Raw genomic sequence first — 18574 nt, 5'->3', positions numbered from 1 at the left:
AAACTTGACTGTGCGCAAATCAAGTTCAGAAAATCATCCTCTTTCAGTCAAGGCGCTTGAGTCGCTGGCCAAGAATACCCCAACGGCATGACACACCATCGACATTGCCGCACAATACCCAGCCCGTGCCGACTTTTTCCACGCTGACCGGGCTGCCAATTTCGGCAGCGACCTTGTCTGCCCAGCCGCGCGCTGCGCCCTGCCCTTTGAACAGTTCATTGCCCTCGAAAACGACGGTGGCATCGAAAATGGAAGCAGCAAAAACAGTCATGGCAATCTTCTTCAGGTGGTGGAGGGATCAATGGCCGACAGTATAGGCGATCCGTCGGCGCGCGCCAGTTTGCGCCACGCATGCCACGATACCAGGGCGTTGACCCAGTAGCAGGCATACAGGATGGACGTCAGGTACAAACCCCGGCTCGCATACAAGGGCACGGCAATTGAATTGACCAGCACCCACAGCGGCCAGTTTTCTACGCGGCGTTGCAACAGCAGGAGCTGCGCAAGGATGCTGAAAACCAGCACAGCCGAATCCATGAAGGGTGCATAGGCATTTGTGTAGTAGTGCAGCAAAGCGCCGTAGGCCGCCGTGGTCAGCAGACCGATGGGAGCAATCAGCAGCAAGGTGCGTGCGCTGGCGTTTGTCACTGGCAAAACCTTGCCATGATTGCCCTTTAGCCATTGCCACCAGCCAAGCGCACTTGAGGCAATAAAGAAGACCTGCAACAAGACATCCGCGTACAGATTGGTCTGGTAAAACAAGATGGCAAACAGGCTGCATCCGACAATGCCGGTCCACCAGGTATGCACATTGTTTCTTCCGGCCAGAAAAATGGCGATGCCCGTCGCAACGTTGGCTGCAATTTCAAGCGGCTCAGTCATCGCTGCTCAAATGCAGAAATTGATCAAGGATGTGGAAATGGTCTTCATAGAAGTCCGCTTCCATGTGCGCCAGATCGGCAATTGGCACCCAGCGCAGCAGCGCGGCATCGTCGGCCGCTTCCGCCACCGGCAAACTGTCCAGCGCGAGATCGAAGTAATGGGCATGCGTGATGGTGCGGCCACGCTGGCTGCGCCCGGGATGGTCGAATACCTTCACTTCCACCAGAGCGCCTTCCAGCGACGATGCCAGCACACCGAGCTGCGTTTCTTCCGCCAGTTCGCGAATGGCCGATTGCAGCAAACGCTCCTGCTGTTCCAGGAAGCCACCTGGAACTGCCCATTGTCCCTTGCCCGGCTGGCCGCCGCGCTGGATCAGCAGCACGTGCCCGGCACAACGCACCACTGCATCGACGGTCACAAACATCGGTGCATACGGCGCTTTCGCCCAGGCCGTTTTGTATTTCGCGATGAAGCGGTGTTCTTCCACCAGCGTCGCATAGTCGGGCAACAGGCTCCAGGTCCGCAAATACTGACGCACCGGCAGCGGGATGGAGGGCGCCAGCACGCTCAGGGTGACGTCCATGTTTTCAGACTCAAAATAGGCGCGCCGGATGTCGGTTGCGTCGATGGCCGATGTCATTGCCACCGTCTCCATTTGCCACTGCGGAAAATGATTCAGGTAATAGCTCGAGGCGTCCTTTTCATAACCAACCAGTGTGATGACCGCGCCCACCCCCGCGGCTTGCTCCACCTTTTTCTGGACTGCTGCTGACCAGCGCTGGTCATCATAATAGTCACGCACCGGCACAAAGTGCACGCGTGCGCGTTCCGCTTCAGTGAGCGATGCCTGAATCATTGCCACCCGCTCCTGCCAGCTGAACGGATTTTTCGCATTGCGCGCGTGGAAAGATGACCCCAAAACCAGAATAACTTTTGGGGCAATTGCCAATGCCTTTGCCAGCAAACTGGCATGGCCCAGATGAAATGGCTGAAATCGGCCAATAAGGACTGCGACGTTCATTCACATACTCGCTTTCAGGCGTAATGGGCTGCGATTGGCATCTGGCGGCCGCTGCCAAATGCGCGCGCACGCACCCGGATAATTGGCGGCGCCTGGCGGCGTTTGTACTCATTGCGCGCCACCATGCCAAGGATACGCTTGACCAGTGCCGCGCCGCCCTGCTGTAAGAGCAGCTGTTCGACGAACTGCTGCGCGTGCTGCGCTTGCGCAGCAGGCAGGCGCGAACCTTCGATATGCCATTTCAAGATCTCGTCCAGCACCTCGTATGGCGGCAAGCTGTCGGTATCCTGCTGGCCCGGTGCCAATTCGGCCGACGGCGGCTTGCTCAGTACCGGTTCGGGAATGATTTCACGTCCGGCTACCTGATTCACGTGGCGCGACAAGGCATACACTTCCGTCTTGTACAAATCGCCAATCAGGCCCAGACCGCCGTTGGTGTCGCCGTACAGCGTGCAATAGCCAACCGAGATTTCGCTCTTGTTACCGGTCGTCAGAAGCAAGGCGCCGGACGCATTCGAATACGCCATCAGAATGGTCCCCCGCACCCTTGCCTGCAGGTTTTCCAGTGTCAATCCCTGCAAGGGCGCGTCAAAAGCGCTTTCAAACCCTGTGCCATATTGCCTGACCAGGTCAAGAATGGGATGGGTGTGCAGACGGATTCCCAGATTGCGGCACAGAGTGACCGAATCGCTGACCGACCCTTCGCTGGAAAATGCGGACGGCATCGTAATGGCCGTCACATTGGCAGCGCCCAGCGCTTCTATCGCCAGCGCCAGCGTCAATGCCGAATCGATACCGCCGGAGCATCCCACGACGGCCTTCTTGAAGCCGCAACAGCGCGCATAGTCCTGCAAGCCAAGCACGATCTGGCGCCGCGCCAATTCCGTGTCGGGCATTGCCCTGCCCTGCAACTGGCCGGTGAAGCGGCCATCGTCAAAAGCCACAACGTCGATACCCGTTTCGAATGCGGGCATTTCAAAAGCGACACCCTGCGCTGGCGACACGGCAAACGAGGCGCCGTCAAAGACCAGCTGATCCTGCCCGCCAACCTGATTCACATACACAATCGGCAGCTTGTTTTTCATCGCAGCGGCATTAAATAATGCGTGGCGCTGCGCGCGTTTGCCGATATTCGACGGACTGGCGTTGATGCTGACCACCAGGTCCGGTGCTGCGGCACGCAATGCCGCGAACGGATCGACCTTGTAGTCACGCCCGTCGCTGTTCCAGCCATCTTCGCAGATCAGGAAGCCGACTGTTTTGCCGGCCACCTCCAGCAGGCAGGCACCTTCCGGCCCTGGCTCGAAATGGCGGCGCTCGTCGAAAATGCCGTACGTGGGCAGCAGTTGCTTGTAATATTCGGCGACGATGGCGCCATTTTGGATCGCCAGCAAGGCATTGAACAGCGGCTTGCCCGGTCCGCGATTGCGGCGCACGGTCCCAATCACGGTCACCAGCGCCGGCACCGTGCGCGAGGCGGCCAGCACATCTTCAAGCGCGTGATCGACGCGGCGCAGAAACGATTCTTCCTCCAGCAAGTCGCCAGGGTAGTAGCCACACAAAGACAGTTCGGTGCACACCAGCAGCTCGGCCTGGGTGCTGTGCATGGCGCCAATGATCGCCGCGGCATTGCCAGCCAGGTCGCCCACAGTGGGGTTCAGTTGCGCAAGTGCGATCCTGATCATGACTGGCTATCTCCTTCAATCACGGGATGATGAAAGACCTGGCGCAAATACGCGAGGAAGGTCTCGTCCTTGCACAGTGTTTTACCCGCCGAGTCGGACAGTTTGGCCACCGGCTGCCCATTGCAGGACATCAGCTTCATCACCACATTCAAGGCCTTGATGCCGGTATCGTTCGACAAATTGGTGCCGATGCCAAACCCGGTCATGGTGCGGTCGGCAAAATGGCGGTACAGCGAAAATGCGGTGGGCAGATCGAGCCCATCGGAGAACACCAGACGCCGGGTATGGGCATCGAGGCGCAGCTTGGCATAATGGGCCAGTGCTTTTTCACCCCACACCACCGGATCGCCCGAATCGTGGCGCAAGCCATCAAACAGTTTGGCGAAATACAGATCAAAATCGGCCAGAAACGCGTCCATCCCCACCACGTCGGTCAGGGCCGTACCCAGATCGCCCCGGTATTCCTGCACCCAGTCTTCCAGCGCGGCCTTCTGAAAGTCGCGCAAGCGCACCCCAAACGACTGGAAGCTTTGCAGGTATTCATGGGCCATGGTGCCGATCGGGACCAGCTTGTATTTCATGGCCAGATACACATTGGAGGTGCCCTTGAAATACTGCGGCACGGCCGCTGCCAGCGTGGCAACGACTTCTTCATGCCAGGCACCGGAAAAGCGGCGGCGCACGCCAAAATCAAAAAATTCAAAAGGATGGCGGCATGCCGGTGCGATTGAGAAGTCGCGCAGCAGGTCAATCTTGGCGGCCAGCCGTTTGCGCCCTTCCACCAATGCACTGTCAACGTCAAAGCGGCGGAAATACAGTTCATTGACGATGTACAGCACGAAGATTTCGAAGCCCATCACATGCACCTGAGGACCTACCGCACGAATCGTCAAATCCTCGCCCTCGGTCCCGACGGTAATAAAATGACGCTGAAAGCGGAACACGGTCAGGAAATCGGCAAAATCGCTCTTGATGAAGCGCAGCGAGCGCAGATAATTGATTTCTTCAGGTGTGAACGACAGGCTGCATAAATGATCGAGTTCGCGCTCCACATCCGCTTTCAACTCTGCCAGCGGATAGGCCGGCTTGTTGCGGCAAACGAAGGCATATTCTGCCTGGGCCGATGGGTGGCCGTGCAAGAGCGCCTGCCACATCGTGAATTTATACAAATCGGTTTCAAGCAAACTGCGTACGATCGGTTTCATATTCTTGTTCGTCGATAGAGGGTGGATCAGGACAGGCGGCCGTTGGCCATCAATTCGCCCAGTACATCGGCAGACTGCGCCACTTGCACGCCTTTTGCCTGCATGGCCATGACAAAGTCGCGGTATTGCGGCTCGAAACCCGTCACTGGGCTCATGCAATCGGTCACCAGCACCAGCTTTGATAACTGCGCGGGGTCCCAGTGTTGCACGATGTGTTCCGTGGTCGCCTTGACGCAGTGGCTGCCTGCTTCACCGGTGATATACACCTTGTCAGCCTCGGCCAGCATGCGCACGAAACCGGCATTCATCTGGGTGCTGTCATCGTCCGCATCGGGCACTTCGGCTTCGATCGCCGAATAATGCTCGGTCCACGGATTGGTTCCCTTGACGACCTTGTTCACCGAAACCATGGTCCGCTCTTCCCAGCGGTTATACGCGGCGCGTACATCGGCATGCACGTTCTGTCCCCAGGAACCGATTTCGCAATGGGTGGGCCAGACCATCAAGGTATAGCGCCCCGCTGCTTCCAGGGCCTGTAAATAGGCGCTGACTCTGGGCAGAGCAAGCGGGTCGCGTGGCGCATAAGTACCGGCTGCCACATCTGCTGCCGTAATCGACGTAAAGGGACCCACCTGCGCACCGTGCGCGTCCATCCAGAACGCGGGGTGCGCCACATCGATGCGGTGATGGGAATCAATCGTGACGCTGATATCGGTCAGGCCTGCGCCGCCCTCATGCACCAGTGCTGCCACGCGCTGCATGTCAGCATGGGCGCCAGGCACCGGCAAGGCGGGGGCAGAACCGCTTGGAACGTAGGCGGCAGGCAAATCGCAAAAGTCGTTCTGCGGGTCGATGATGAGCAGATGGAGCTTCCGTTTCATTTCTTTTTGTCCTTTTAGATGCTATGTAGTAAGCATAATCGACTTAATTTACTTTTGCAACTAAGTATGCGATACTTTCGCAAAATAAATGAAGAACCGGAGAGCACGTATGGTGGAAGTGATTTGTACGGTCGATGTGGTGCTGTTGACCATCCGAGACGACACATTGATGACGGCGCTGATCGAGCGCGAGCACGCGCCATTTGCCGGCCAGTACGCTCTCCCCGGCGGCTATATTCATGCTGAGGAAGACGCCGATGTCCATGCCTCCGCCATGCGCGTGATCGCGGGCAAGGCCGGCATCGTGCCGCCGTATCTGGAACAGCTGGCCACCTTGTCCGGACCCGGGCGCGACCCCCGCGGCTGGTCCTTGTCGATTGCGCATTACGCGCTGGTGCCCTGTGAGATCATTGAAAACGCTGTCGGTTCGCAGGTGCATCTGCTACCGGTGGACCGCCTGCCGGCACTGCCATTCGACCACGCCCGCATCATCGGCATGGCGGCAGACCGGCTGCGCAACAAAAGCCAGTATTCTTCCCTGCCCTGCTTCCTGGCCGGTGACACGTTTACGCTGCCGCAATTGCAGCGTATTTACGAGATCGTGCTCGGAGAAAAGCTCAACAAGGTCAGTTTCCGGCGCAAGGTCACGGAAATGGACATGCTTGAGCCCGTCGAGGGATGTTTTGAATCGGCAGGCGCACATCGTCCAGCCCAGTTGTACGCCTTGAAGTCGAGCTCACGCAGCAAGCTGATGCTGCTTGAACGGGGCTTGTAGCCCCTAGCGGCTGCCGTAACGGTGCAGCGCGTCCGCACCGCTGCGCTGGCGCGCATCCTTCAGGCGCAGATCGTCATCCGGCACGATGCCGGCCCGTGCTTCATCGTTGCGATGGCGTTGCTCGCGCTCGCGTTCGAGTTCGCGGTCCAGACGGGTATTCTTGGCACTGGCTTCGATTTTCATGAGAGTCTCAAGCTAAGTTGCGCGGCAATACGCGCGTTTGCAAGGCCAGCGTGGCATAGCTACGGACAGTCGCCACGGTGACAACAAGGATGACAAGGGATTTGGTCAATACGGTTCGCATGGTAGCCTGCAAAAAAGTTCAGTACGGCCATTATGACCAGGCAATGCGACGCCGTATGTTCGCAGAACCACATACTGGACAATCAAGCGCTGACGGCGTCGGCGGCAACTGGTCCGGGCACCGTGCGCAGCAAGACCTGCCCCGCGGCGGCAGCGGCCGCCAGATCGCTCAGCAGCAAGTCGCGCGGCGCCCCTTCAATCACCCCCATCAGGCAAACGGCGCGGTTACGCCCTTGCTGTTTGGCCATATACATGGCGGCGTCGGCGACCTTGAGCGCATCCTGCCACGGCTGGCCGGGAAATTGCGGATACGACACGCACCCCAGCGACACCGTCACCGGAATGGTCCTTCCTTCGGCCGCTACCGGCGCTGCCGCAATGATGTTCAGCACGCGCTCGGCCAGCACCAGCATGCCTTCCGGGGCCGTGCCCGGCAGCACCAGCACGAATTCTTCACCGCCCCAGCGCACAACAACATCATGCTGGCGCACCAATTCCTGCATTCGCCGCGCCATTTCCACCAAGACCAGGTCACCGGCCGAATGCCCATAGGTATCGTTGATGTGTTTGAAATGGTCGACGTCCAGCAGCATCAGGCCGGTGCAGGCAGAGTAAGTCCGGTCTCGTGATTTGGTGGCCAGCAAGGCTTCCTGCTGCCCCATCAGATTGACGCAGTGGCGGCGGTTGAAGGCACCCGTCAGCGGGTCGTGCACCGACTGGTCGCTGAGCACGGCATTGCTGTCTTCCAGCAAGCGGTTGCGGGCACGCGCGCGCTTTACCAGCAACATCAGCAGGGCCGCGCCCATGGCCAGTGCCAGCGCTGCCGTGGCCCACAGGCGCTGCTGCCAGGCACGCGCGGCCACCTCGGCCTGGCGCCGGCCATTTTCCAGGGACAGGCGCAAGATTTCGTTGTCCTTGCGCTCGGCAGAAAACTTCGCCTGGGCTTCGGCAATCGCTTTTTCGCGCTCGCGCAAGGTGGCTTTTTCGCGCAAGGCAATTGCCTCGCGCAAGGCCGCCAAGGCCTCGCGGTATTTACCGCTGCTCTCGTACACCTGGGCCAGCCCTTCGGTGGCATCGAGCACATAGCTGTCGGCGCCGCTTTGTTTGAGCAGGGCATGGGCTTGCTGCATGGTAGTAATGCCTTGCTCGCGCTCGCCCAGCTCGACCAGGGCCACCGCGAGTGTCATCGAGACCACGCCTTTGGCGGTGGCTTTGTGCTGGATGTCGGCCAGCCGCAGCGCCTGGCGCGACAAGGTCACCGCCTGCTTGTAATCCTTGCGGCCCAGATAATATTCAGCCAGGTTGACCAGGATCGTCAGCTCGGTATCGGCCATGCCCTTGTTGGTCCTGGTGATGTCCAGCGCTTCGCGCAGTGCATCGAGCTGCTTGTCCGGCTCGCCCTTGAGTCCATACAGCCAGCTCTGGTTGTTGCGAATGTAGGCCATCATGTAGACAAAGCCAATCCGCTCGGCCAGGGCATACGCTTCGGTGGCCTGCTTTTCCGCGTTCACCAGGTCGCGCCTGGCAATATTGGCCAACATGATCAGATTCAGCGAGCGCACCTGCTCTGCCGGGTTGTTGGTACTGCTGGCCAGTTCGGATGACTTGATCCCCTCTTCCAGCGAGCGCGCCTGGCTGCCAGTGGCACCGTAAGTGGCGGCCAGCGCATAGACAATGGCTTGCTTGAGCGCCGGGTCAGCCGCTTTCAGTGCTTCAAGCTGGGGCAGCATGGCGCGTGCGGATGGAATGTCCTGCTTGCGGATGGCGAACTGCGATTCGCGCACCAGTTTGTACTGGCCGCAGGGCACACATTGCTCTTCCCGGGCCATGCGTTCAAGTTGCGTCACTTGGGCCTGGAATGGATCGCTCTGCTCGGCCACGGTGTACAGGAAGGCCAGCGCATTGTGGTAGCGCATGCGCAAATCCAGAGGGGCATGCTCGATATCCTGGCCCGCCTCGGTGAGCGCATCAATCGCAATTGCTGGCGAACCGAAACCGTGCTGTCGCTGTGCCTCAAGAACAGCAGCAACATCGGCCGCGCTTGCCCGTGCGGGCGTGACGAGCATGAACGAAACAAGCAGCAGAAGCACTCGATGCATGGGGGCCTTGGCGATAAGCTTTCCGGCAAGTATCGCCAAGCACTGCCCTGATGTCAATTGGCGCACGCCGGTACGCGCTGCAGAGCGCTCTGCAGAGTTGAGTAGCGCACAGACCAAAGAGATTGAACAGCGACACAGTCGTGGGATCGCCGCCGCGCCCCGGTCCCCCTGCGCGGCTTCATTTTCCAGAATGAAAGGAAATGCAATGCATAACGTGATTCCCACCCGTTCGTCGCGCACCCCCAGCCGCCTGCAAACCGCCGCGCTGCTGGGCGCTGCCGGCCTGCTCGCTTCGCTTGTCTATGTGCAAACACAAAAGCGCCAGGTCGAGCGTGACCATCCGCCGCAGGGCAAGTTTGTCGATGTGGATGGCGTGCGCCTGCACTACGTCGAGCAGGGCGAAGGACCGGCCCTGGTCCTGTTGCATGGCAATGGCGTGTTCGCGAGCGACTTTGAACTGAGCGGTCTGCTGGAGCAGGCCGCCCGCCCCTACCGCGTGATTGCCTTCGACCGGCCCGGCTTTGGCTACAGCGAGCGGCCCGACAACAATCACTGGACCCCGGAAGCCCAGGCCCAGCTGCTGTACAAGGCATTGCACCAGATCGGCGTGGAACGGCCCATCCTGGTGGGCCATTCCTGGGGCACCCTGGTGGCCCTGGCCATGGCGATTGAGTATCCCAAATATATTCGCGCCATCACTCTCGTGTCCGGCTACTACTACCCGAGCGCCCGCCCGGACGTCCTGATGGCCACCCCGGCCGTACCTGGCCTCGGTCATCTGCTGCGCAACACTCTGGCGCCGGTGCTGGGGCGCCTGCTGTGGGGCAGCATCATCAAGCGCATGTTCGCGCCCTCGCCCGTTCCCGAGCGCTTCCAGCAGATGCCAAAATGGATGGCATTGCGTCCTTCCCAAATTGGCGCCAGCGCCTCGGAAACTGGCATGATGATTCCTGCCGCCGCGCGCCTGTCAGCGCGCTATGCCGAGCTGACCATGCCGGTTGCCATCATCGCCGGCGACGCCGACCAGATTGTCGATCCCGACCACAATGCCCGGCGCCTGCACGAAGACATTGCGCACAGCGAGCTCATTGTCGAGCCTGGCGTTGGCCACATGGCCCATTACGCCGCGCCCGAGCGCATCATGGACGCGGTGGCGCGGCTGGAAGCGAGCCTCACCCCTGGCGGCGCCAACTTGCGGCACCAGGCCAGCATGCACCAGGCGCCGCCGTCACTGCACTGAGCGCTCAGGCCAGCCCGTAGCGCTTCAGAATGGCCTGGTGGCTACCGTCAGCCACCATGTCCTGCATCGCTTTCTGGTACATGGCTGCATCGGCCTCGGTAAAGTCGCGTGAACCGGCCAGCCAGGCTGCGGTTTTGCGCACTGGTTCGCTGGTCTCGAACTCGGCGATCTGGCCGCGGCTGCGCAGCGAATTGCGCACGATTTCGCGCTCGCCGAAGGCCGCATCGGCCATGCCATGCACCAGAAAGCGGTGTACCTCGTCGATCGAACGGCCCTCGACAATGTTGTTGTACCCCAGTTCGCGCAGCAGCGTGCTCTGGGCCGCACCACGCAACAGCGTAATGCGCTTGTCTTTCATGTGCGCCGGGTTGCGCACGTCGAAATCGCGCCCGCGCGGCGCCAGGAATACATAGTTTTCCTCGAACAGCGGCGCCAGCCAGCGAAACGCCGCTTCACGTTCGGGCACCCGGCTGAGCGGAAAAATGGCCGTGCGCGGCGCAATGCCGGCCACCAGAATCGCCCGTTTCCAGGGCAAGAATTCCAGTTCGGGCGTCTGGTCCACGCGCCGGCACAGGGCAATCAAGACCTCGTGCAGAGCACCAGGACGGCTGCCGCCGTTTTCCACCACCAGCGGCGGCAGATGCGCGGTGACCACCCGCAGACGGATCGGACCGGCAGCGCGGGCCAGCGCGGCGCCGCCCAGCGCGACGGCGGCGCCCAGCACCAGCCTGCGTCGGTATGAGCTCGGTGACAACGGTGACATCGGGTAGCGCCCCTCTCCTTTACAGCAGCCAGTCAATCGGCAACAGCGACAGCAAGCCCACCGACATGCGCCGCCACCAGCTGGTACCTGGTTCGGTATCGTGCCGCAGTGGTCCGTCGGGTGTGGCCTCGATCCAGTATAACGCGCCCTCGGGCGAGAGCTTGACCTGGTAGGCACGGGCCGGCACGTCCTCGCTCAGCACCGCCGCCATGCGCGCCGCCATGGCGGGACTGTCGATGACAAAGCCCATTTCCGTGTTCAGGTCGGCCGAGCGGTAGTCAAAATTGAAGGAACCGACAAACAAGCGTTTCTGGTCCACCGCAATCGTTTTGGCATGCAGACTGGAACCCGAACTGCCGCCCACGCCAGCGCTGGCCGGCGCTTTGCTGCGCGGCCAGCTGCGCTTGAGCTCATACAGCTGCACCCCTGCCGCCACCAGCGGCTTGCGCCATTTGGCATACCCGGCGTGCACGGCCGCGACATCAGTGGCCTCAAGCGAGTTGGTCAGAATTCGCAGCGCAATGCCGCTGTGCGACAGCACCGCGAAGCGCGCACTCCAGACCGGGCCGGGCACAAAATACGGCGACACCAGGTCGGCCTGGGTGGCCGGATTGCCGAACAATTCGGGAAGGCGATAGGCCAGCCCCGTTTCGGGCGTCCACTGGCCCAGCACTTTGCCGGGGTCGTCGCTGACCAGCAGCACTGGCGCCCATTCGAACGGCAGCGAGCGCTCTGTCAGTTGCTGCACAAAGGTCGAGGCCCGGATCGCCGCCAGATAGGCGTGCGCAGCGGGGGTGGGCGCGGGCGGCTTGGTGCGCTGCAGCTGCGCCGCCAGCGCATGTTCGGGCGGCGCGCCCACCAGTGCGGCCAGCGGATAGGCCGAGGCACTGTTCCAGTAGCGGTCAAAGTCCTGTGCCACCGTGTCCACCACGGCGCCCACCGCCATCACATCCAGATCGGCGAACAACACCTCGCCGGTGGCGTCGAAATACTCGTCGCCCACATTGCGCCCGCCGACAATGGTGGCCACGCCATCGGCCGTGAAGGACTTGTTGTGCATGCGCCGGTTCAGGCGCCCAAAATCACCGGCCAGACCCAGCAGGCGCAGGCTGCGCATCGCGTACGGGTTAAACAGGCGCACTTCCAGATCCGGCAGCGCATCGAGCAGCGCCAGCTGGCGGTCCAGGCCTACCGTGTTGTTATCGTCGAGCAGCAGCCGCACGCGCACGCCACGCCGCGCCGCAGCCGCGAGCGCGTCGAACAGCAAGGTGCCGGTCGTGTCATTGCGCCAGATGTAGTACTGCACATCCAGGCTGCGTTCGGCGGCGTTGGCCATCATCACGCGCGCGGCAAACGCATCGCGCCCATCGAGCAGGGCATGCACCCCGGACAGGCCGGGGTGCTGCGCCGTCAGCGGCGCCAGTGCCTTGCCCATCGTCGTCTCGGCACCGCCTGCAATGGCGTGCGAAGCCCGGCGGCCATCCTGCGCCGGCAAGGCAGCGCAGCCAGACAGGCCGAGCGCGCCAGCGAAGACCAGCGCTGCCAGCAATGCGCGCCACTGCCTCATGCCGGCGCCGGCCAATCGCGCACCACCTCGTGCGCGGCGCGGAAGGCATCCACGGCCAGCGGCACGCCACAATACACGCTGGCATGCAGCAGCAATTCCTGGATTTCCTCGACCGTGGCGCCATTGTTGAGGGCACCGCGTACATGGCCCTTGATTTCCTGGGTCCGCCCCAGCGCCGTCAGAATGGCCAGCGTGACGAAGCTGCGGCTCTTCAGATCGAGGCCATCGCGCCGCCACACCGTGCCCCAGGCATTGCGCGTGATGAATTCCTGCAATGGCGCGGTGAACGCGTCGGTGCCGCCAAGCGCCGCCTCCACGAAGGGCTCGCCCATTACCTGCTTGCGTATTTCCAGGCCATCCTTGAACTGCTGGTCCATGCTTGCGCCTTTAAATGTGAACAACTTATTCTACGCGAGCGCGCACCGTCCCGCCCCTGTCCGGCCATGGCCTGTTGTCAGGTAAAAACATTTTTGCAGCATCGATGAAAAAACCCGGCTGGGCGGGATTAAGCTGCAAGGGCAAGTCCATCACAAAAGGAGACAGTCATGAAAATCATGTTTCAACTTGCTCTTGCCGCCAGCTGCACCCTGGCCCTGGCGGCCCAGGCTGTTGCGGCCGACAAAGGCACCGCGGCCGAAGCAGTGGCGCTGGTGCAAAAGGCCGGCGCTTTCCTCAAGGCCAATGGCAAGGAAAAAGCCTACGCCGAGTTTAACAACCCGGCGGGCAGCTTCAAGGACCGCGACCTGTACATCATTGTGTACGACCTCAAGGGGGTGAATGCGGCGCACGGCGCCAATCCGAAAATGATCGGCAAGGACTTGATCGACCTGAAGGATGCCGACGGGGTGCCGATCGTGCGCAATTTCATCGAGCTGGCCAACACCAAGGGCAAGGGCTGGGTGGACTACAAGTGGCCCAACCCCGTCTCGAAGGCAATCGAAGCCAAATCGACCTATATCGAAAAGCACGGCGATGTCCTGATCGGCGCCGGCATCTACAAATAGTGCCAGCGCCGGTCAAGCCCCGGTCGGGTCAGTCGCGGCCGTGGCTGTGCGTGGCGGCGTCGACCGGGACGTTGGCGTTGCCCGCGCCTTCGAAGAAGAACGCTTTGCGCGCCTTGGGCGTGGCACCGACTTCGTTCATGGTTGCGCTCTCGTACAGGCGCCCGCCCAGCATGACGTGGGTAATGCGGTCGGAGTTGCGGATGTCGGCCAGCACATCGCCATCGATCATGGCCAGGTCAGCCAGCTTGCCCACTTCGAGCGAGCCGATGTCCTGGTCCAGTCCCAGGTATTTGGCGCCGTTCAGGGTGGCTGAACGGATCGCTTCGAGCGGCCGCATGCCACCCATCACGAGCGACCACATTTCCCAGTGCGCGCCCAAGCCTTCGCGCTGGCCGTGCGCGCCCATGTTCACTGCCACGCCGGCCCGCTGCAAGGCGGTCGCTTCGCGCGCCACCTTGATCACGTTGAAGTCTTCCTCGGGCGCCGTTTCACGCCGGATGCTGCGCGGCTCCAGCACCGATTTGGGTACGTAGCGCGACAGGATCGGATGGCGCCACACGTCGGTGCGGGCGTACCAGTAATGCTCGCCATCGAGGCCGCCATAGGCCACCACCAGCGTCGGCGTATAGCCCACCTTGGTCTGCGACCACAGCTGCTTGACGTCGTCGTAGGTCGCTTCGACCGGCAAGGCATGCTCGACGCCGGTATGCCCGTCCACCACCATCGTCATATTGCTCTGGAACAGAGAGCCGCCTTCCGGCACCACCATGATGCCGCTCTGGCGCGCCGCTTCCAGAATCTGCTGGCGCTGTTCGCGGCGCGGCTGGTTGTAGCTCTTGACGCTGATGGCGCCGCCCGCTTTCAAGCGCCGCACATGGGTCAGGGCATCGTCCAGGCTATCGACTGGCGCGGCAAAGTTGCCCTTGGCGCCGTACAAAATGGTGCCGGTCGAATAGATGCGCGGCGCCACCAGCTGGCCGGTACGCTGCATTTCACTGTGGGTGAAGATGGTGCCGGTGTCGTTGGACGGGTCGTGCACGGTGGTCACGCCCAGGGCCAGGCCGGCGTAGTCGACCCAGCTTTGCTGCGGCACGATGCCGTCTTCGCCCATGCTGCCATGCCAGTGGGCGTCGACCAGGCCCGGCATCACGGTCTTGCCACGGGCATCGATCAGGGCGGCACCGGCGGGTATCGCCACCTCGCTGGCCTTGCCGATGGCGACAATGCGGTTTTCCTTGATGACAATGCGGCCATTGTCAATCACTTCGTCGCCGCGCATGGTAATGATGCGGGCGCCGTCGATCACGCTGGTGCCGCTTGGCTTGGCTGCCTTGGCACGGAAACCGATGCCCAGACCAGGCTGCCTGGCCAGCGCGTCCTGGCGTGCCTTTTCCTTCGCTTCATCCGGGTCGGCTGCGGCAAAGGCTTGCTTGAGCTGGCGCGTGAAGAGCTGGTCGCCCAGCGAGAAGTGCAGCGCGCTGCTGTCGCCCGACCAGTGCGCATAATCACCCGCATCCACGTCGAGCCGGCGCACCGGCAATGCCTCGCCCTTTTCCCCAATGGTCAGGGGCGTACCAGCTTGCGGCAGCGGGGTCACCCAGGTATGGAAGCGCTCGCCGTAAGCCAGCCAGTTGCCGTCGGGCGACACGGTGAAACTGGTCACCATCTCGCCTTTGGCCAGGGTGTGTTCTTCATATTTATCGAGCTTGATGCGCACCAGCGAGGCGGAGAAATCGACTTCGCTTGTTTGCGCATGACGCGTCACGTACAGCAGCTTGCCGTCGGCACCGAACTGGGGCGCACTGCCGTCTTCGGTCACAAGCACCGGCTTGCCCTTGCCATCGGCCGCCACGCGGTAGACGCCCGTATCCAGGCCGTGCCACGGTGTGGTCAGGGCGCGGCCCTGGCTCTTGACGTACACCACTTCCTTGCCATCGGGCGAGAAGGCCGGATCCAGATACTTGCCGGGTGCGCTGGTGAGCACGGTTTCCTTGCCGCTGCGCAGATCAATGCTGCGCACCGAACCGAGCTTGGCGTCATCCCAGGTGGCAAACACGACGTGCTGCCCATCGCGCGAAAACTTGGGGAAGTATTCAAAATGGTCATCCTGGCGCGTCAGCCGCGTCGGCACCCCGTCCGGCAAGGCACGCACATACAGGTGTCCCAGCGCGGAATACACCACCTTGTTGCCTTGCGGCGCCACATTCACCCAGCGCAACTGGCGCACATCAAACGTTTCCGGGGCCACCGCGTGGCTAAAGCGCAGCGCCTCGCGCACCTCGCGCGTGTCTTTCACATGGAAGGCGATCTCGCTGGCTTTCTGCGCAAACGGATCAACCCGCCAGATCTTGCCCTTGGCCCAGACCACGATTTCCTTACTGCCCGGCATCCAGCTGAAGGCCGGGTACACGCCATGGATGGCCCAGGCTTCCTGCAGGTCGCGCTCGAGTCCATCCCAGGCCGGTGTTTCGCGCCCGCTGCTCAAGTCCTTGATGAACAGGGTGGACTGGTTGCGCACGCGCCGCACAAAGGCCAGATACTTGCCGTCCGGCGAAGGCACGGGGCGCACTGCCCCACCCTGCCCGTTGACGAAGGGCTTGACCTTCTGGTCCTGCAGATCGCGCCGGAAGATCGTGTAGATCTGACCGTTCGAATCCTTGTTGTATTCGAAGGACGTGCCATCGGTTGTGTCCTGCGAATAATAGATGTAGCGACCGTCCGGTGAAAACGCCGGCTCGCCCAGATCCTTTTGCCAGTTCGGCTTTTCATTGAGCTGCACGCCGCCACCGCCTTGCGCGTGGTACATCCACAATTCGCCCGACCCCAGCGAGCGCGTCCCAGAGTAATGCTTGCGTGCGGCAATGAACTGGCCGTTCGGATGCCAGACCGGATTGTTCAACAAACGGAATTTTTCCTTGCTGATTTCACGGGCGCCGCTGCCGTCCACATTCATCACCCAGATATTGTCGCCGCCGGCCGCATCCGACATATAGGCCAGCTGCTTGCCGTCCGGCGAAAAGCGCGCCTGCATTTCCCAGGCCACCGAATGGGTCAGCGCCTTCGCTTCGCCGCCGCCAATGGGCAGCAAATACAGGTCGCCCAGCAGGTCAAACACGATCTGCTTGCCGTCGGGGCTGACATCAATGCTCATCCAGGTGCCGGTGCGCGTGTCAATGTTCACTTGCCGCGCCGCGCCAGGCGGATGGTTGACGTCCCACTTCTTCTTGTCGGCCGCACTCTCTTGCGCGGTAGCACCAGCGGCGGCAGCGATCATGGCCGCCAGGGCGGCAGCTCGCATTGTTTGCATCAAAGTCCCCTTTTTCTCGATTGTATTGGGCATTACCCGGCGTGGCATCGAACATATGGCCGAATGCACCTTACCGGGAATTTTACGCGTAGATTATGGCTCGTGGGCAAATATGCAGCGCGTCTACCCATTTCGCATTAGTTGGGTATAAACAACCTTTCGTGATTGCGTTTCTGATAATATAGGGGTTCACTCTAGCAATATGTTATTCCTGACAACAATATCGGGATGCATCACGTAAAGCAGCTGCATGAAACCCGACCAGATTCTCGCCTCACTTTCTCAGCTTGACCACCAGAAACGCCCGGTGACCCGGGTGGCCATCGTGTTCTTCACGCTGGCCTGTCTGTCGCTGGGCGGGATGCAGGCCTGGAGCGTGTACCGGGCCCGTGCGGTTCAATTGAAGCAGACCCAGATTGCCACTGCCAACCTGACCCAGACCGTGGCGGAACACACGGCCAACACCCTGACCCAGGCCGACAGTCTGCTGCTGGAAATGGTCGAGCGCGTGGGCAGCGAATCGGACCAGTTGCGCCTGCAGCGCTACATGGGCGAGCGCGTCGCGCGCGGTGCCATCTTGAGCGACCTGGCCGTGTACGACGCCGACGGCGTGCGCACCCTGGGCGCGTCGGCATCGCTGGGCGCTCCGCCCGATGCAGCCGCCCAGCTGCGCATCCAGAAGTTCGACCCGGTCAGCCGCCTGCACATCAGTGCGCCCGTGCGCCGTCCTGGCAGTGATGAATGGGTCTTGCCACTGTCGCGCCGCCTGATCACGCGCGACGGCGCCTTCGGCGGCATGGTGCTGGCCCACCTGCGCATCAAGGTGCTGCAATCGATCTACAACGATCTGACCTTTGACAATAGCGGCACTTTGATGCTGGCCCTGAACTCGGGCCAGCTGGTGCTGGCCAAGCCCGACAAGGGCACGCGCACCGGCATGGACTTGCGCGCCAATACCGCCTTCCAGCTCGCCCGCAAGGGCGAGACCGGTTCCCAGTTCCGCAGCACCGGTTCGCTGGGCCACGAAGTCGAGCATTTGTACTCTTACCGCGGCGTCAAGGCCTATCCCCTGGTGGTGGTCATGAGCATGCCGAGCGACGCCATTCTGTCGGACTGGTGGGACAGCGCCTATCTGTCGACGGCCGGCGTGTCGCTGCTGATGCTGATTCAACTGTGGCTGGGGATTCGCCTGTATGGCCAGGTGGCCCTGCGCGACCGCCTGGAAAAGGAACGCCGCAGCCTGCAAAAGCTGCTGGTCAAGAAGAGCCGCTCGCTGCGCCGCCAGGCGCTCAAGGATGCCCTGACCGGGATTGCCAACCGGCGCCAGTTCGACACCCGCCTGCTGCGCGAATTCAACCGCGCCGCCACCGATGGCCGTCCGCTGTCGCTGGTGATCCTCGACGTCGACTACTTCAAGAAGTATAACGACCAGCATGGCCACCCTGCCGGCGACGAATGCCTCAAGTCGGTGGCTGGCTGCATCAACAACGGGCGCCGCCGCAGCCAGGACCTGGCCGCGCGCATGGGGGGCGAGGAATTCGCCATCCTGCTGCCCGATACCGACCTGCGCGGCGCCATCGCCGTGGCCGAATCGATCCGCAAGACCGTTGCCGCCCGCACCATGGACCATATCAGCGGCAAGCCACACAGCGTCACCGTCAGCTGCGGTGTGCACTCGGTGGTGCCGACCCTGAACATGGCGCCGTCCGACCTGGTGGACGCGGCCGACCGCGCGCTGTATCTGGCCAAGACAAGCGGGCGTAACCGCGTGCGCGCCGAAGGCAGCATGCCGCCCGGTTCGAGCAAGCGGTTTTCGCTGGTGGTCAATAAATAAGCACGGCC

At 61.8% G+C, this 18574-nt stretch carries 16 protein-coding genes; 4 read left to right on the top strand and 12 right to left on the bottom strand.

The window, feature by feature from the left end:
- Positions 1-43 precede the first annotated feature (43 nt).
- From BUC24_RS07400 to BUC24_RS07375, 6 genes are read right to left on the bottom strand one after another with little or no spacing between them, the layout of a single operon-like run.
- Positions 44-271, bottom strand: coding sequence for a hypothetical protein (locus BUC24_RS07400; RefSeq protein WP_073213415.1), 228 nt, complete (start codon positions 269-271; stop codon positions 44-46).
- Positions 272-282: 11 nt separating this feature from the next.
- On the bottom strand, positions 283-882 hold the full coding sequence (pnuC, locus tag BUC24_RS07395; protein ID WP_073213414.1) for a nicotinamide riboside transporter PnuC: 600 nt from the start codon (positions 880-882) through the stop codon (positions 283-285).
- The gene (locus BUC24_RS07390; RefSeq protein ID WP_073213413.1) at positions 875-1903 is read right to left on the bottom strand and encodes a bifunctional nicotinamide-nucleotide adenylyltransferase/Nudix hydroxylase; all 1029 of its coding nucleotides are present in this window, start codon (positions 1901-1903) and stop codon (positions 875-877) included. Before BUC24_RS07390 ends, pnuC begins: the two co-directional genes overlap by 8 nt.
- 14 nt (positions 1904-1917) lie before the next feature.
- Positions 1918-3588: an NAD+ synthase gene (locus BUC24_RS07385; RefSeq protein WP_073213412.1), complete on the bottom strand. Its 1671-nt coding sequence runs from the start codon at positions 3586-3588 to the stop codon at positions 1918-1920.
- Complete coding sequence (gene pncB, locus BUC24_RS07380; RefSeq protein ID WP_073213411.1) at positions 3585-4793, bottom strand: nicotinate phosphoribosyltransferase; 1209 nt, start codon at positions 4791-4793, stop codon at positions 3585-3587. The genes BUC24_RS07385 and pncB overlap by 4 nt, the downstream gene beginning before the upstream one ends.
- Positions 4794-4819: 26 nt before the next feature.
- Positions 4820-5674, bottom strand: a complete 855-nt coding sequence (locus tag BUC24_RS07375; RefSeq protein WP_073213410.1) for a cysteine hydrolase family protein — start codon at positions 5672-5674, stop codon at positions 4820-4822.
- A gap of 109 nt (positions 5675-5783) precedes the next feature.
- On the opposite strand from BUC24_RS07375, the gene BUC24_RS07370 reads away from it, so the two are divergent.
- Positions 5784-6449: an NUDIX hydrolase gene (locus tag BUC24_RS07370; RefSeq protein WP_073213409.1), complete on the top strand. Its 666-nt coding sequence runs from the start codon at positions 5784-5786 to the stop codon at positions 6447-6449.
- A gap of 3 nt (positions 6450-6452) precedes the next feature.
- Here the strand turns inward: BUC24_RS07370 and BUC24_RS07365 are convergent, their stop codons facing one another.
- Complete coding sequence (locus BUC24_RS07365) at positions 6453-6632, bottom strand: hypothetical protein (RefSeq protein ID WP_073213408.1); 180 nt, start codon at positions 6630-6632, stop codon at positions 6453-6455.
- 203 nt (positions 6633-6835) lie between these two features.
- On the bottom strand, positions 6836-8851 hold the full coding sequence (locus BUC24_RS07360) for a tetratricopeptide repeat-containing diguanylate cyclase (RefSeq protein WP_143167416.1): 2016 nt from the start codon (positions 8849-8851) through the stop codon (positions 6836-6838).
- Between the two features lie 205 nt (positions 8852-9056).
- On the opposite strand from BUC24_RS07360, the gene BUC24_RS07350 reads away from it, so the two are divergent.
- On the top strand, positions 9057-10091 hold the full coding sequence (locus BUC24_RS07350) for an alpha/beta fold hydrolase (RefSeq protein ID WP_229448075.1): 1035 nt from the start codon (positions 9057-9059) through the stop codon (positions 10089-10091).
- A gap of 4 nt (positions 10092-10095) precedes the next feature.
- On the opposite strand, the gene BUC24_RS07345 is transcribed toward BUC24_RS07350, so the two are convergent.
- The 3 genes from BUC24_RS07345 to BUC24_RS07335 are packed head-to-tail and all read right to left on the bottom strand — an operon-like array spanning position 10096 to position 12798.
- Positions 10096-10854: a substrate-binding periplasmic protein gene (locus BUC24_RS07345; RefSeq protein ID WP_073213404.1), complete on the bottom strand. Its 759-nt coding sequence runs from the start codon at positions 10852-10854 to the stop codon at positions 10096-10098.
- Positions 10855-10873: 19 nt separating this feature from the next.
- A complete protein-coding gene (locus tag BUC24_RS07340; protein ID WP_073214933.1) occupies positions 10874-12421 on the bottom strand; it encodes a phospholipase D family protein in 1548 nt (515 codons plus the stop codon).
- A complete protein-coding gene (locus BUC24_RS07335; RefSeq protein WP_073213403.1) occupies positions 12418-12798 on the bottom strand; it encodes a carboxymuconolactone decarboxylase family protein in 381 nt (126 codons plus the stop codon). Before BUC24_RS07335 ends, BUC24_RS07340 begins: the two co-directional genes overlap by 4 nt.
- A 168-nt stretch (positions 12799-12966) precedes the next feature.
- Here BUC24_RS07335 and BUC24_RS07330 point away from each other — a divergent pair, with 168 nt between their 5' ends.
- Complete coding sequence (locus tag BUC24_RS07330) at positions 12967-13425, top strand: cache domain-containing protein (RefSeq protein WP_073213402.1); 459 nt, start codon at positions 12967-12969, stop codon at positions 13423-13425.
- 28 nt (positions 13426-13453) lie between these two features.
- On the opposite strand, the gene BUC24_RS07325 is transcribed toward BUC24_RS07330, so the two are convergent.
- Complete coding sequence (locus tag BUC24_RS07325) at positions 13454-16732, bottom strand: amidohydrolase family protein (RefSeq protein WP_073214929.1); 3279 nt, start codon at positions 16730-16732, stop codon at positions 13454-13456.
- Positions 16733-16982: 250 nt separating this feature from the next.
- On the opposite strand from BUC24_RS07325, the gene BUC24_RS07320 reads away from it, so the two are divergent.
- Positions 16983-18566: a GGDEF domain-containing protein gene (locus BUC24_RS07320; protein WP_073213401.1), complete on the top strand. Its 1584-nt coding sequence runs from the start codon at positions 16983-16985 to the stop codon at positions 18564-18566.
- Positions 18567-18574: the final 8 nt, after the last annotated feature.

Origin of the sequence: Massilia sp. CF038, assembly GCF_900129765.1 — a bacterium.
In the GTDB taxonomy this organism is placed as follows: Bacteria; Pseudomonadota; Gammaproteobacteria; order Burkholderiales; family Burkholderiaceae_D; genus Telluria_A.
Note: the sequence above shows the minus strand (reverse complement) of the source record. Positions and strands in the feature narration are given on the sequence as shown.

Coding starts and splice junctions, on each gene's coding strand:
- BUC24_RS07400 (WP_073213415.1), bottom strand. CDS start 271: ATGACTGTTTTTGCTGCTTCCATTTTCGATGCCACCGTCGTTTTCGAG.
- pnuC (WP_073213414.1), bottom strand. CDS start 882: ATGACTGAGCCGCTTGAAATTGCAGCCAACGTTGCGACGGGCATCGCC.
- BUC24_RS07390 (WP_073213413.1), bottom strand. CDS start 1,903: ATGAACGTCGCAGTCCTTATTGGCCGATTTCAGCCATTTCATCTGGGC.
- BUC24_RS07385 (WP_073213412.1), bottom strand. CDS start 3,588: ATGATCAGGATCGCACTTGCGCAACTGAACCCCACTGTGGGCGACCTG.
- pncB (WP_073213411.1), bottom strand. CDS start 4,793: ATGAAACCGATCGTACGCAGTTTGCTTGAAACCGATTTGTATAAATTC.
- BUC24_RS07375 (WP_073213410.1), bottom strand. CDS start 5,674: ATGAAACGGAAGCTCCATCTGCTCATCATCGACCCGCAGAACGACTTT.
- BUC24_RS07370 (WP_073213409.1), top strand. CDS start 5,784: ATGGTGGAAGTGATTTGTACGGTCGATGTGGTGCTGTTGACCATCCGA.
- BUC24_RS07365 (WP_073213408.1), bottom strand. CDS start 6,632: ATGAAAATCGAAGCCAGTGCCAAGAATACCCGTCTGGACCGCGAACTC.
- BUC24_RS07360 (WP_143167416.1), bottom strand. CDS start 8,851: ATGCATCGAGTGCTTCTGCTGCTTGTTTCGTTCATGCTCGTCACGCCC.
- BUC24_RS07350 (WP_229448075.1), top strand. CDS start 9,057: ATGCATAACGTGATTCCCACCCGTTCGTCGCGCACCCCCAGCCGCCTG.
- BUC24_RS07345 (WP_073213404.1), bottom strand. CDS start 10,854: ATGTCACCGTTGTCACCGAGCTCATACCGACGCAGGCTGGTGCTGGGC.
- BUC24_RS07340 (WP_073214933.1), bottom strand. CDS start 12,421: ATGAGGCAGTGGCGCGCATTGCTGGCAGCGCTGGTCTTCGCTGGCGCG.
- BUC24_RS07335 (WP_073213403.1), bottom strand. CDS start 12,798: ATGGACCAGCAGTTCAAGGATGGCCTGGAAATACGCAAGCAGGTAATG.
- BUC24_RS07330 (WP_073213402.1), top strand. CDS start 12,967: ATGAAAATCATGTTTCAACTTGCTCTTGCCGCCAGCTGCACCCTGGCC.
- BUC24_RS07325 (WP_073214929.1), bottom strand. CDS start 16,732: ATGCAAACAATGCGAGCTGCCGCCCTGGCGGCCATGATCGCTGCCGCC.
- BUC24_RS07320 (WP_073213401.1), top strand. CDS start 16,983: ATGAAACCCGACCAGATTCTCGCCTCACTTTCTCAGCTTGACCACCAG.